This window comes from Bacillus cereus group sp. MYBK108-1 (assembly GCF_051917185.1).
Taxonomy (GTDB): Bacteria; Bacillota; Bacilli; order Bacillales; family Bacillaceae_G; genus Bacillus_A; species Bacillus_A cereus.
In genome coordinates this window covers 125,264-139,620 of sequence record NZ_JBQAHZ010000002.1, presented here as the reverse complement: position 1 = coordinate 139,620, position 14,357 = coordinate 125,264, and the positions used below count along the sequence as shown (strand labels likewise).

The window sequence follows — 14,357 nt, the reverse complement described above, 5'->3', positions numbered from 1 at the left end:
CCATCAATCAGTATACATAATATTATTATAATCTCTTTTCAAAAAAGTGCTGACTATGACCTTTCGGATGATCTTCAACGACACCATACTCCCTGTAACCGTGCTTTTTATAAAATTCTGGTGCTTGAAAACTAAATGAATCTAGCAATATTAATCTGCACTCTTTTTCCTTCGCAATTTCTTCAATTTTATGTAAAAGTTGGCTACCATAACCGTCATGACGAACTGATTTATCAACCCATAAAAAGTCGATATGAAGATGATAAAAATACATCGTACCTGTTACACCACCAAATATTTTTCCTTCTTCATTTTTTACTACGAGGCTTACTTCTTCCATCGGCTGTTTTACTTCATCTGTTAAGATGGACATATTATATTGAATAACTTTATTTTTAATGTATTCTCCTTCAATACGTGTACCGTTCTCTATATGTTTCATATACATTGCTTCCTTTCAACTTAGTAAGCTACATTTTATTTTTCCCTTTTAAAATACTAATCAAAACGAATCCACCATATGTAATAAAGCATGAAAAGCCAATTATCCCTGGTACAGAGACATAGCCTACCCTTATGTAACTTATAACTGCAAAACAAGCGATAGACAATAAAACAGATGGCCAAAATATAACAGCTATTTTTCTTCGTCCTCGTTTCGATGTACTTTCTTTCACTTCAGAAACACGTGTGCCAAAAAGCAATACAATACAAATAAGGATCGCTGCAAAGTAAATTGTATCTAATGACAAATTGTGATCATATAGTGCGATTCCAACTTCAAGAGCAATAATCGTTAAAATTAAAATAATGATTGTTGAAGTCTTTAAGTTTCTTTTCAATCGCTCACTCCTAGCATGCTTTCACTATATTCTTTGTATATGTACTTTAAAACTACTGCAAAAGCTTCATCTACCTCTTTATTTTCACGGCGATTCGGTAAATCTTTTCCCCCATCACATAAAGAAGCGGAAATTCGTTAAACATTCCTATAATACCAATATTTATTGTAGCTGTGAGTAATCCACCTTTCATATGAGCTAGATGATAATATGGGATTTCTTCATACTCTCCTTGCTGTCTTACCATGCCGCAAATAATTGGTTCCCATAATTCTGGTTCTGATTTATAACCTTGAAAGGTTTGTATGAAAAGGGCAAGAACTTCACTTAATTCTCCAACATTTTTCTCATCTCTAGCATTCTCTTGTATATAAATTTTTGAAAAGTACGTTTGTGCGTACATTTTCACAGCATCCCATCCACCACAGTGCATTACAACTGACTGTGCAACGCAACTATCATGACAAGCAATCATTACCTCTACCGCTTGACTAAGTGTTAAAGAAGTTCTTCCTTGTAAATGCGGATATAACTGCGCACTATCTTCATGCGGATTAAATTTAATGTGATGAAGTATATCATTCCAATTATGTTTATTTTCCTTCACCATTTGCGTTACTACAAATCCAATGACTAATTTTGCTGCTGATGCTAACGGAATATTTAATTCATTATTATATGAAGCAACTATCCGATTATCTTTTGTAGAATAAATTGCCATTCCCACATAATTAGATTGTACCTCTTTTATTTTATTTATAACAGTTTCCATTTCCATCCCTCTTTTTATATCGTTATATTAACTTCTAATATTTCAACATTGAATGTAAAAAAACTTTTCATTAGCTATTAAAATAAGAAAAAGGTAGCATGAATTTTTTCTTGCTACCGAAAAATATTTATTCTTCTATAGGATTTTCAGGACCGTTAAGTTCCAGCTGATAAAAAGCTAAATCTAGCCATTTATTAAACTTATAACCAGCTTTTTTTATTGTTCCTGCATGAATAAATCCATAGTTTTGATGCAAGGCAATACTTTTCTCATTCTCTGCATCAATTCCAGCAATTAAGGTCATATACTCTCTTTCCTTTGCAATTTCGATTAATGTTTTCATTAAAGACGTCCCAATCCCATTTTTTCTATAATCCTTATCAACATACACCGAATGCTCAATTGAATATTTATAAGCAGGCCAAGCTCTAAATGGTCCAAATGTCGCAAATCCTACTACTTTATTATCTGATTCATATACGAAAATTGGATACCCTTCAGCCTTTTTTTGTTCATACCAATCTATTCTATTTTCAAGGGTTACAGGTTTATACGCATATACAGCTGTTGTATAAAGTATCGCATCGTTATAAATATCTAAAATGTATGCTAAATCTCTTTTCGTTGCTTCCCTTATCATTGTTTTCTTCCTTTCATCATGTTCATCTTATTTCACTATCTTTTCAATAGTTTTATTTTATCGAAATTTCCGATTTTTATCTACATACGAATACTAGCTTTTCGGAAACCATCAAGTATATTTATTGCAGCAGATAACATGTAGAAGAAAATTCCTCCCCCAATGAGCCACGTTTTAAACTCCTCTGAGGAAATAGTAAATGCATTTGCCAAATACGTAATGAATCCTTCGTTTAATAAATGTGGATTTACTACAATTACAATGAATATGATTGTTCCGACTACTTGAAGAATAGCATTTCCAATTGCCAACCTTTTCGTCCATTGTCCCTGTACTAACTTATAAAGTGATATAGCTACTTCGAAAACGATCATAACCAAAATTAGGGGCCAGTATTGAAGCAAAACATCTTGATTAAACGTTGGCGCGACAAACTTCAATCCGTTTTCTGTACCATGATATACGCCTACAAGATGATTCGCATAAAAGTAAAGTGTAGCCCATATTGCTGTCCACATTAAACCTCCAAAAACTTCAAACTTCGAGATTGCTTTTTTCTTTGGGATATACGAGATGTTTTTCAAATCATCTGGTGTCCATTTTTTTAAACTTGTCGTCAACGGCTCGATACCTTTGTCTTTATCTGTTCTTTCTAAAATAACAAACACAAGTGTCAACCAGAAAAATACATGGAGACCCACTTCAAAAATTTCCCCTATACCTTTACCTATCAATTGTAAAATAACATTTAATACCGCTTGATCACCATTATAGCCTATAAAATTTTCTGCAACCATTGAAATGAGCGCAATAACAGCTGCAATTGGTATAATCATTTTTAATAGCGTCGTATATACATCAAAATAACGTGGTCCAATTAAATGCATTGGTCTATCCAAGTACCCATTAGCCAATGAAACTGGACTTCCCAATTTTTCGAGTACGCTCTTCACATCTTCCTCATTATAATCGTCTGGTAACATATCCTCTATTGTTGACCGTAGTTCAAGTGTAATATCTTCACGATTTTGTTCAGGCAATCTCTTCGCAACTTCATGGACATACATATCAATCAAACTCATTTTCGTCCTCCTCCTTTAATAAGTTATAAAGTTCTTTCGAATCCTTTACCCACTGCTTTTTCAATTGTAAAAATATCTCTAATCCATATTCACTTAAAACATAATACTTACGAGGTCTACTCTCTGTTTTATCCCAACTACTCGTCACTAACCCCTGCTTTTCTAATCGGCGAAGTAGTGGATATAAAGTACTTTGATCAATTGTAATCCCTGATTGCTCCAATAACTGGACAAGTGAATATCCGTACTGCGGCGTTCTTAATTGACTTAAAACAGCTAACGTTAATGTCCCTCTTCTTAACTCAGTAATTAACGAGTTTAATAAAGTATCCATTCACTCACCTCATTTCCATTACTATATGTCATACAGTATGTGTTTTATACTATGTATCGTACAGTATTAATGTGACAAAAACTATAATCATTTACCAAAAAACGGATAATAAAAAGCGCAAATTATATGATTTTTGCTTTTTTAGCTAAGTTATATATCTATAGCACTAACTACTAATTTTGAAGTTCCAGTAATGCTATATTAAGTTACAAATATCGTATACATATGATGTGAACATAACATTTCACTATAGGAAGCTATAAAAATGGCGAATTACCATGCTTGAATGATTCCCGTTTTCAGCACCTAATCAACGTTATTTCCTTCATAAACTTCATCTTGTTCAAAATCTTTATTTTTGTTTGGTTTATTAGAGAAAAATAAAAAAACAATTAAATTAGGTTAATTGTTTTTCAAATGCAAAATCTTTATTTTTTTAAATAATCTATGATATTCGAAAAGACAAACTCTCCAAATGCAAGTGGTATATAAATAAACCATAACTTTAATATTGCCTTTGTTTCTTTGTGATCAGAATCCCCCATTAAAACCAACCCTATCCTTTTTCTTCTAATATTTTCATTTTAATTCCAATAACAAGGAAATTATACCATTCATTAAAGTTATAGTCTATTTTTTCTAAAAATTAAATAAATAAAATTCTTGTATTCCCTCAATATTCAGATAAACATAATAACTTTTTTACGTTTCATCTTCAAAGTCAATAATGAGTCCTGTTAGAACCGCTACATTACCAATTGATTGGATTCCGTGACCAATAAAATCCATCTTAAATTCTTCCTACTTTAATTTATGTAATGATATAATAACAATAAATTTTCAACACGTGCTTAATAGAATGGGGACTTATAATGGATAAACCTCTCACTGCATTACAAACTATTATTATACATATGAATACAAATGAACATTGGCATGATTTTATTTGTTATTGTCAGCATCGCGAAGCGGGACTTCGAAAATTAGCTTATAAACCTTTAGAGACATTTATTTCAAATGCAAAGAAATGGGAATCAAAAGATCAAGAAGAGTTTGCCATTTCACTGTTTACTATTTTAGATGCATTAAACGAAAAAGATGAGGTCTTAACTTTTTCACTAAATAGTTTTCTAATAGACATTCTATATAGATGGACAGAAAACAACCCATTTGATTCAAGACCTTTTAGATGGATAGGAATTTATATGGACTCTAGCAATAAAGATGACGATTTAGAAAAATTCCTTCGAAAAGCGATTGAATTAGGTGGTGATACCGAACAAGAAGCTATGATATACCTAGTTTCTAATTACATCCATACTTTAGAATTTGGTACACATGAATTCCCTTCAGGTTATTGCGGAGATTTAAGCGAATGTATAGAAAAACTTCCCTATATGCTTCAATTAATTAATAGAATTCAGAATAAGAACATAAAGGAGCAAAACATTGGTCAAATACAAGAACAACTACACCTTATTCTAGATTGGTTAAAACATACACAAACTCCAGTAGATGCTGTTCGTATATGGGAAAAAGAACAAACTAAGGAATTAGAAATGGTCATTGTATATTATTTACACAACAGCTCAAGTCGTTAATTCATCTTGTACAGAGATAATAAAGTTGTTTAAAACATAATAAAATTGTTTGAAAAACGCCAGTCATGTTATTCAACAATCGGACTATATAATGGAATGAATCCTTGTAAAAATTATAAATATTTGAAATAATCATTATTAAGTTGAAGCAGAACGATTGCAGAAAAAGGTGATACGACTTTTTCTTACTTAAGAATCGCGAAACAGTTGAAAATTTTAATTAATTATATTCCGAAAGGGTGTGTGTAGTATCTTATCAACTAATGTTTTTACTTATAAATCTAAGGATGGAAAAACAGTAATAATTAGAGAAGCTAAAGAACAGGATGCAGAAAGAATACTAGATTCTGCTTCAAAAGCTTTAATAAACGCTCCATACATGCTAAGTACGGTTGAGGATGTAAAAAAGGTACGTATCGATGCTATTCAAAAAACGTTAAAAGCTTATCATGAAAATCCAAATTATGTACAGTTTATTGCTGAAGTTGATGGTAAGTTAGTCGGTGCAATAGATTTTAAGAACGGAAACAAAGAAAAAATTAGTCATCAAGGGGCTTTTGCGATGACCATACTACCTGAATATCGAAATTATGGTATTGGAAGAGCTCTTCTAGAAACGTTAATCAATTGGGCTAAAAATAACAGTAAGATTGAAAAAGTTTGTCTTGAGGTAATGGAAGATAATCTAGGTGCAATCCAGTTATATAAGAATCTAGGCTTCTTTGAAGAGGGTAGAAAAGCAAAGGGTGTAAAATTGGATGATAGCTATCAAAATTTAATATTAATGGCTTTATTCGTTTAAAATTGAACATTAATTTCAATATAAAAAGAGGATCTTCATAGTCATCTCCCTGTTAAGTAGACAGTAATAGAAATCCTCTTTTTATATTTATCCCACATTAGCTTGCAGTAAAACTCCCCACTGATTATAGTTCCACTTTATTTTAATCCTTTAATTAAAGGTGACGCTTCCCCACTATGGAAAATCCATAAGTCATGAAGTGATCTCGTACATCCGACATATAGTAATTTTGCATCATGTTTTGTGTTTTTGTAATGTTCTTCATCCACATCAATTAAAAGCACCGCATCAAATTCTAAACCTTTCGCTAAATAGACAGGTACTACTGATATACCACCTTCATATTTACTTTGGTTTGCTTCAATTACGTTGACCGTTAATCCTGCATTTGTTAATTTCACATATATATCACGGCATTCATCTTCTGTTCTTCCGATTACCGCAATTGTTTTCACATCTGCATTTTGCAAATGTTTTACCGTCTTCACAATTTCAGTAAATTGATTTTCTGCATGAATTACTTTCACATCTTCTCCACTGCGGAAGACTGGTGTTGCGAGTCCTACTGGGATTTCTGCATTTTTAATTATTTCATTTGCAAATTCAATAATTTCTTTTGTAGAACGATAACTTCTTGTCAATTCATAATAACCGGTTTCTTGGAATACTTCCTTAAAAGCATTCCAATCTTCAATTCCTTGGTAATCATAAATCGCTTGCGATAAATCACCTAATATAGTGAAAGAATTACCTAATGTAATTTCTTTTAATACATAAACTTGGAAAGGCGAAAAATCTTGCGCTTCATCAATAACAACGTGATGAAACTTCTGCCCGATTTCAATCCCTGTTATACGATGATGTATGTATATTAAAGCTGGTAAATCTTCTACATACACTTCTTTTTTACGACAACTCTTTTCTGTTTCTTTAACAAGTTCTTCAGGTAATACCTCAAGTATTTCTTTACTTTTTACTATTGAACTATACAGTGAAAGAGCACTCATTTTCGGCCAAAACTTCATATATGCGTTCAGTCTCTTAGTCGCTTCTTTTTTAAGTAATTTTTTCTCGTTTGTTTCCCCGAATTTTTTAAGTTCAATTTCAATCCAGCGCTTCATTCGTCCTACTAATCGTTCTCTTCTTTTCTGTAAAGGATAATGTTTATATTCAACTTGCATCCATTTTTTAATATCTTCTACTGGAATAATTGCTCTATCCCACGCCTCAAAATCTTTTGTCGGAACTAACTCATTTTCAAATTGGATCATTCTCTCTTCAATAAACGTCTTAAATTCCAACGTACCCTTTAATTTACCTAGCATTACCTTCTTTTCATCACGACTAATTGAAAATGCTTCTTTCAATTTTTCTTCTGTCTGCTTTAGTTTCACTGAATCATCTAACGTACGTAATGCCCAATCCGGAAACGTTGTTTGATTAATATTCCCTACACCTAATTCAGGAAGTACACTCGAAATATAGTCTAAAAACAGACTATTCGGCGCAAATACGATCATTCTTTCTGCTTCTAGTTGTTCACGATATTCATAAATTAAAAAAGCAAGGCGATGTAAAGCAATTGTTGTCTTTCCACTCCCTGCAACCCCTTGAATAAGTAATGGTAAATTTCTTTCCGCTCGAATAATATCATTTTGTTCCGATTGAATCGTTGAAACAATATCCTTTAGCTTATTATCTTTATTCTCACCTAATCGATATAGAAGAAAATCATCGGCATGCGATACATCTTCATTTCCTTTTACATATGTATCAACAACACGTTCAAGTTCTCTTTTTCGAATGGAAATGTTTCGTTTTAAATACACATCACCTTCTACTAACCCATCTGGTGATTGATAAAATGCTAATTCGTCTCCACCGGTAAATGAATAAAACATACTTGCGACAGGTGCCCGCCAATCGATAATGATTGGCTTCATCGTGTCCATATCCGAAACCCCTACTTTTCCGATATAAATCGGCATAACTTCTTCTTTTCCATCTTCCTGAAAATCTAACCTTCCAAAGTACGGCTCTTGCACACCAATACGTAAGTTTTGTCTATTAGACTCCCTCATACTTTCAAGAATTTGCTCTTTAAAATCTTCTCCATAATAAACTGGGATTTTTTCAAGCTTATCCAATTGCTTATCCATCGTATGTAAAGTATCCTTCATTTTTTGTAACTCATCTTCAAATATGTTGCTCATTTCGACGATTCCCTCCTGTCCGTTCTAATTTTTCAGTCGAAGTATCATTGTATTAAAAATCCAATCATAAAGTCAATAGTTTCCATTTAAATTTTCCGAAAAAACTTACTTTTCATCTTTCTAATTTAAAAAGAATATGCAACATCTAAATCACACAAATACACATATAGTATAATGATGCATGCAAAAGATACTACTTTCTATTTGTCTCCTATTTAATTTATCTATTAAAAAACATTGTAAAAATTAAAGAATTTAATCAATGGGCGCTTTACTGCCCATAAATAGTAGGATAAATAAAAGTAAAGGAGGCTCTTCAAATGAATATTTTGAATCTATCTCAAGATTAAATATGCTTCTATCTGGCTATATCCTTATGGTTTGTTGGTCAATTATGTATGTTGAAATATATAGACTTACAAAATCCGTCTGGCCATGCGTTATCATGCATGCGATTGAGGATGCTGTTCCTACTGTTTTAGTTACCCTAACAGGGATTATTACCCTTACAAACAGTAGTGATTTTTGGTTAAATCCTATTAGCGGGGTCGCTGCTACTGTTTTATTTCTCGGAATTGGAATCGTACTAAGAACTATAAGAATAAAAAGAGAACGACAATTATTCACACAATAAAAAGCAGATAATGAATTCGTCATTATCTGCTTTCCAATTTTTAAAACTACCTTATTATATTTTTTGATACATAAGCCAGTCACCAGAGTCTATCACTTTCTTTAACATCTTTTTATCTTGAGCGATATACACATATGCCTCAATTTCCCTATCAGCAACATATACTGTTTGCGTGATTCGATCATATAAATCAGTCTCCGCATTACCTGTATATTCTTCTAGTTCATCTAACTTACACAATATCTCATCATTTACTACATAAACTTCTCCATACACCTGTTCTTCAATCGAATAAGTCATGGCCGGATATCCTTCGTTCGTATCAAATAATTTGCCATATGTCCAAGCTCTGTCTGCGATGCATGTTGCACCTAGCATATAATGAGCATTCGTTTGTCCTCTTCTTAACGTGCCATAAACGAAAACATGATACATAAATTCTTATCCCCTTTATATGCCTCTACTTTCTTATTTGTAAATAAGCACGAATCATAAAGTAACTCACTTCATTCGGAAGCTGTTCTTTAATAGATTTCAGACCACCATCTGCATTTTGAACGGCAGTTTCAATAAGAGATTCATACTCTGCTGGAACAAAGCTTTTCCAATCTACTTCCATTCCATCCTCATAGCAGCGAATTAAATGGTTTTCGATTGTTTGTCTTGATAAGTTACGTTCTTTTGCAATCTCATTCAAATCAATACCTTGTTTATACATTTCATACGTTTCTAAATGAGAATTTGCGGACGCTTTTCCTGACTTTTTACGCTCTGAAACTACTTCTGTCTTAATCGTTTCAGCATAATTTGGATTTTCTTCAATAAAATGCTGAACTGCTTGTAAGAAGTGCGAGCCATATTTCACAAGTTTGTGTTCTCCGATACCTTTTACCGTCAACAATTCGGAATCACTTTGCGGCATTTTCACGCACATATCTTTCAATGTTTGGTCAGAGAAAATAACGAACGGAGGTACACCTTCTCCTTGTGCAATTTCTTTACGTACTTCACGAAGCACTTCAAATAAAGGATGGTCTTGAACAATTTGTCTTGTCTCTACTCGTTCTTTTCGTAAAACATTCTCTTTACCAAGTAATACTTCTTTCCCTTTTTCTGTTACTTTTAACGTCGGATAAGTGCCATGCTCAACTGCAATTAACTCGTCTGAAATTAAAAACTCAATAAACTCACTGACCTCTTTTACACTACGGTTCGATAAAAGCCCATACGTTGGTAAAGTATGAAAATTAAATTCAATAACTTTCTTATTCTTCGACCCAGTTAGTACTTGCGCTATCATTTGCTTTCCAAAGCGTTGGTTCGTTCTAATCATGCATGATAAAACCATTTGTGATTCCCTTGTCACATCGATGCTCTCGCGATTGTCTGTACAATTACCACAGCGTCCACAATCTTCTTTCGGTTCTTCTCCAAAGTATTGCAAAATGAATGATTGTAAACATTGTTCTGTATGACAGTAATCGGTCATATTTTGCAATTTTTCAAGTTCATTTGAAAAACGTGATTCTCCAGTTGATTGATCAATTAAAAAACGCTGTACTTGTACATCTTGAGAAGAATATAACAATATACATGTACTATCTAATCCGTCACGACCAGCACGTCCTGCTTCTTGATAGTAACTTTCCATATTTTTTGGAAGCTGATAATGAATTACGTAACGAATATTCGATTTATCAATACCCATCCCGAATGCAGATGTTGCTACCATTACACTTACTTCATCTCGTAAAAAGAGTTCTTGTTGCTCATTTCGATCACTATCACTCATACCAGCGTGATATTTTGATACAGAAACTCCTGCCTTCATTAAATCTTCATATAACTGATCGACTACTTTTCTAGTAGCTGCATATATAATCCCAGATTCCTTTTGATTTTGACGAATATAATCCGCCAAATATGCATTTCGATCTTGCCCTTTAATGACAGAAAACGATAAGTTCTCACGCTCAAACGTTGTCATAATTGTATTTTCTTTATTAATTTCAAGTGTATTACAAATATCATCACGTACTTGCGGTGTTGCTGTTGCTGTTAATGCTAATACGAGCGGCTTTTCTGGAAGATAATCTAATATGCGATGTATATGTAAATAACTTGGACGGAAATCATGTCCCCACTGTGAAATACAGTGTGCTTCATCAATCGCAATCATAGGGATTTTCATATCGATAAGTTGGTCAACAAACTCCATCGAATCAAGACGCTCAGGCGCGACATAAAGTAATTTGTAATGTCCTTGTTTCGCTAATTGAATTCGCTGATTTGCTTCAGCAATCGAAATAGAACTATTAATATATGTAGCTGAAATGCCATTCTGTACCAATGTATCTACTTGATCCTTCATAAGTGATATTAAAGGAGATATAACCAACGTCGTGCCTTCAAATACTAATGCCGGAATTTGATAACAAATTGACTTACCGCCACCCGTTGGCATAATACAAACCGTATCTTTCCCATCTAGTACATTTTTAATTGTTTCATCTTGTCCTCTTCGAAACGAAGAATAACCAAAGTAGGACGCTAAAAGTTCTTGTGCTTTAGTAAACAAAAAAGAGTCACCTGCTTTTCTTTATCTTTCATCTACTTCTATTATATCAATCACTTATGCGACTTGAAAGGGATGGATAAACGCTTATTGTTTTTTCATTATTCTATATTTAATATGAATTAGCATCCGTGTTTTATATGTTTTACAACATTTATAACGTAAATCCAGTACACAAGAAGAAAGAGTTTCAATTTAAATGTTCATTTTATTTCCCTTTCTTGAATACTACTAATCGTATACATATAAATTCAGGAGGTTACTATATGAAGCATCGTAATATGAGTTCCATCACAGCGAAAACGAAAACACAAAAACTCCAATTCTCTAATAATGATGCGTGGAAATATGAATCATACTATAAGTATCAGCCATTATTCTCTTATAAAAAGCTTTTACATTTTCTTTCTCAACTTTTTAGACGTTAATATATGCGCAAAAAATGTATCATTCACAGAAGTTTTCTCAATATTAAACGTATAGACTTACTACAATTCAGTTGTTACCATATATAATAATCTGTTGGATAAATCCCTTAAGTTGACCTGCTTATATTAGCAGGTCTTTTTCATGATTACACACTTCTGTGTACCTCGATCTCACTTCCAAGTCTTTTCTCCATTTTATAACCATATTTAACTCCCAACAATTCATGATTATCATGAATTGTTGGGAGTTAAATTGTTCACATATAATTATGCAATTCTTCTTTCTCAATACACAAAAGACATTTTACTTGTTACTATAAAAGTACTCCAGATGAGTTTTTTGCTCATCGACATTATCTAGTTATTGGGGCCTGCCGCGGGAAGCAGGTCCCTTTGACTGTATGAAGGTCCTAATTTCATTTGGACACATTTACCAGGGTTTTTCAAAAGAATTTTATGATAACATTACGTAGTCGAGTCCGACATCTCGGCAATACCCTTTTGAGGGTCTGCAACTTCCCTTGCAGACCCTCTTTTACTTTATATTCAATTTATTCATATATACCACAACATCATTCATTGAATTTCTCCATTTCAAATTCCCTAAAAATAATCTAGGACACGTAACTAAAAATAAATCTTCCTCATACTTTGAGTTATACATGTTCAAAGGAGTGTTACTATTTATGTATTCTTATTGGCAATCGTATTACTCCCCCTACCATAACCCTTATGTAAACTATGATTTATCCGTACGGAACTACCGAATTAGTAAAAATGAGAATTTTTTAAAAGGGTATATGCGTTCTTTATGGGAACAACACGTCGCTTGGACGAGATTGGCTATTATAAGTATAGTCTTTAATTTACCAGATGTTAACGTTACTGTTGGACGACTTCTACAAAACGCAACACATATGGGACTATCACTTGAACCATTTTACGGTGAGGATGCAGTGAAAAAATATAGTGCATTAATTAAAGATCACTTAGTAATTGCAGCGGATCTTGTTAAAGCCGCAAAAGCTGGTAATCAAAATGCAGCGGCCGCTATAGAGAAAAAATGGTACGCTAATGGTGATGAAATTATTGAATTTCTTAACAGTATCAACCCATATATAGATAAAGAAGAATTTAGAAAAATGTTTTATGAACATTTAGCACTAACGAAAGCAGAAGCACTTGCCTTCCTAAATAAAGATTATGAAGCAGGAGTAAAACTTTACGATAAAATTGAAAAAGAAGCATTAGAAATGGCCGACATGATAACAAACGCAATCGTAAAACAATTCCCGCAAGTATTTCAATAAAGTGAAACTTTAATCAGAGTAGATATTACTACTAAGTAATACTTGATAAAAATAAGTCGGTTTCCAAACATAAATCGGCTTATTTAGTTTTCTCTCCATGATATTTCACCTCTCCTCTTTACATTTAGCTTATATCGATATATTTTATTAATATCCGTTTTTTATAGGAGGAAATAGTTTGATTAACGCGATTGGTCTCGTTTTTATACTTACAAATAAACACGAGAAAAAAAAGAAAGTTTACTTAAATGAAAAATTTGCACTAATAGATATTATTGATTCTAAAGAAGTATTTGATGATGAAGGGAATCCTTTAGTAGAACTAACATGTAAATACAGTATATATTTAGATGAAAAATATTACTGTAAATCTCTTGATGATTATACCGGACAAGTATTTCCTTTCTTAAGTGCAAAAATAGGAAAAGGTCTTCTAAGAAACTTAAACTACTACTTTTCTTACGTTGATGCCTATGATAAGAAACCACCAGTTAAAGAAATAAGACCACTTATGAAACAAGTAACGAACAGATAGCCAAAAATACAAAAAAAAGAAAGCATCTAACTCTGGATGTTTTCTTTTTTATTGAAAACTCATTAACTTTCATCCTCTTCTAAAAGTATGTATCCAAGCATATTTTAAATTAAAAACATTGGAGGATTAGAGTGAATGAAATACTCAGAAACAATTATAAGCAAACGACTTCGAATACTTAAAATGACGGGTATGTTTTTCATGCTAGTGTTAATAGCATGGATTGGCTATACAAAATTACTTTATGAAAACGGCTTTCTTCAAGAAAAAAAGAATTCAGTAGAAGTAATGAACACTAGCATTACAGGAGAAATAGAGCAGCTTTTTCATATAAACTTGCAAGGTTATCGAAAAACAAGCCTTGATGCTGTTATAGAAGCAAGCAAAACCGATCCAAGTGAACTATCCCTAATTGAACTGGTCAACAAATCCTGCTCGCGAGATTGCATAGGCGAACCAGTAACATATGTAAACTCAAACAATGGATATATCTTTTATAAGGAATCTAATGGAACTAATGTAGCTATAACGGTTAAAAAGAAAGACACATGGGTAATTGTAAAGAAATCTGTTCAAGATGGAATATAAT

General features: G+C 32.6%; 14 protein-coding genes and 3 pseudogenes. 7 read left to right on the top strand and 10 right to left on the bottom strand.

The window, feature by feature from the left end:
• Window positions 1–25: 25 nt before the first annotated feature.
• The 7 genes and pseudogenes from ACTFSL_RS05065 to ACTFSL_RS05035 form a co-directional block, all read right to left on the bottom strand.
• Window positions 26–442: a GNAT family N-acetyltransferase gene (locus ACTFSL_RS05065; protein ID WP_000680416.1), complete on the bottom strand. Its 417-nt coding sequence runs from the start codon at window positions 440–442 to the stop codon at window positions 26–28.
• 28 nt (window positions 443–470) lie between these two features.
• Window positions 471–842, bottom strand: coding sequence for a hypothetical protein (locus tag ACTFSL_RS05060; RefSeq protein ID WP_440041287.1), 372 nt, complete (start codon window positions 840–842; stop codon window positions 471–473).
• Window positions 839–1,614, bottom strand: a pseudogene (locus ACTFSL_RS05055) (serine hydrolase). Before ACTFSL_RS05055 ends, ACTFSL_RS05060 begins: the two are co-directional and overlap by 4 nt.
• Window positions 1,615–1,741: 127 nt before the next feature.
• Complete coding sequence (locus tag ACTFSL_RS05050) at window positions 1,742–2,254, bottom strand: N-acetyltransferase family protein (RefSeq protein ID WP_440041286.1); 513 nt, start codon at window positions 2,252–2,254, stop codon at window positions 1,742–1,744.
• Window positions 2,255–2,334: 80 nt separating this feature from the next.
• Window positions 2,335–3,336, bottom strand: coding sequence for an HAAS signaling domain-containing protein (locus ACTFSL_RS05045; RefSeq protein WP_440041284.1), 1,002 nt, complete (start codon window positions 3,334–3,336; stop codon window positions 2,335–2,337).
• Window positions 3,323–3,670: a PadR family transcriptional regulator gene (locus ACTFSL_RS05040; protein ID WP_103621491.1), complete on the bottom strand. Its 348-nt coding sequence runs from the start codon at window positions 3,668–3,670 to the stop codon at window positions 3,323–3,325. Before ACTFSL_RS05040 ends, ACTFSL_RS05045 begins: the two co-directional genes overlap by 14 nt.
• A gap of 705 nt (window positions 3,671–4,375) precedes the next feature.
• Window positions 4,376–4,450 (bottom strand): annotated as a pseudogene (locus ACTFSL_RS05035) (DUF6944 family repetitive protein); the annotation flags it as partial.
• 92 nt (window positions 4,451–4,542) lie between these two features.
• On the opposite strand from ACTFSL_RS05035, the gene ACTFSL_RS05030 reads away from it, so the two are divergent.
• Both ACTFSL_RS05030 and ACTFSL_RS05025 read left to right on the top strand, forming a co-directional pair.
• Window positions 4,543–5,271: a hypothetical protein gene (locus ACTFSL_RS05030; RefSeq protein ID WP_440041282.1), complete on the top strand. Its 729-nt coding sequence runs from the start codon at window positions 4,543–4,545 to the stop codon at window positions 5,269–5,271.
• A gap of 241 nt (window positions 5,272–5,512) precedes the next feature.
• A complete protein-coding gene (locus ACTFSL_RS05025; RefSeq protein ID WP_000337118.1) occupies window positions 5,513–6,073 on the top strand; it encodes a GNAT family N-acetyltransferase in 561 nt (186 codons plus the stop codon).
• A gap of 137 nt (window positions 6,074–6,210) precedes the next feature.
• Here the strand turns inward: ACTFSL_RS05025 and ACTFSL_RS05020 are convergent, their stop codons facing one another.
• Entirely contained in the window at window positions 6,211–8,286 is a 2,076-nt protein-coding gene (locus tag ACTFSL_RS05020; RefSeq protein WP_440041280.1) for a HelD family protein, read from the bottom strand.
• 319 nt (window positions 8,287–8,605) lie between these two features.
• On the opposite strand from ACTFSL_RS05020, the pseudogene ACTFSL_RS05015 reads away from it, so the two are divergent.
• A pseudogene (locus ACTFSL_RS05015) lies at window positions 8,606–8,920 on the top strand (CPBP family intramembrane glutamate endopeptidase); the annotation flags it as partial.
• A gap of 54 nt (window positions 8,921–8,974) precedes the next feature.
• Here the strand turns inward: ACTFSL_RS05015 and ACTFSL_RS05010 are convergent.
• Window positions 8,975–9,355, bottom strand: coding sequence for a gamma-glutamylcyclotransferase family protein (locus tag ACTFSL_RS05010; RefSeq protein ID WP_000274908.1), 381 nt, complete (start codon window positions 9,353–9,355; stop codon window positions 8,975–8,977).
• A gap of 25 nt (window positions 9,356–9,380) precedes the next feature.
• Complete coding sequence (recQ, locus tag ACTFSL_RS05005) at window positions 9,381–11,498, bottom strand: DNA helicase RecQ (RefSeq protein ID WP_072770035.1); 2,118 nt, start codon at window positions 11,496–11,498, stop codon at window positions 9,381–9,383.
• Between the two features lie 263 nt (window positions 11,499–11,761).
• Between recQ and ACTFSL_RS05000 the strand changes: the two genes are divergently transcribed.
• The 4 genes from ACTFSL_RS05000 (at window position 11,762) to ACTFSL_RS04985 (ending at window position 14,356) form a co-directional block, all read left to right on the top strand.
• On the top strand, window positions 11,762–11,923 hold the full coding sequence (locus tag ACTFSL_RS05000) for a hypothetical protein (RefSeq protein ID WP_000682744.1): 162 nt from the start codon (window positions 11,762–11,764) through the stop codon (window positions 11,921–11,923).
• A 686-nt stretch (window positions 11,924–12,609) separates the two neighbouring features.
• Entirely contained in the window at window positions 12,610–13,233 is a 624-nt protein-coding gene (locus ACTFSL_RS04995) for a hypothetical protein (protein WP_000287728.1), read from the top strand.
• Window positions 13,234–13,411: 178 nt separating this feature from the next.
• On the top strand, window positions 13,412–13,768 hold the full coding sequence (locus tag ACTFSL_RS04990; protein WP_000606231.1) for a hypothetical protein: 357 nt from the start codon (window positions 13,412–13,414) through the stop codon (window positions 13,766–13,768).
• A gap of 135 nt (window positions 13,769–13,903) precedes the next feature.
• Window positions 13,904–14,356: a hypothetical protein gene (locus ACTFSL_RS04985; protein WP_000877572.1), complete on the top strand. Its 453-nt coding sequence runs from the start codon at window positions 13,904–13,906 to the stop codon at window positions 14,354–14,356.
• The last annotated feature ends 1 nt before the right edge of the window (window position 14,357 follow it).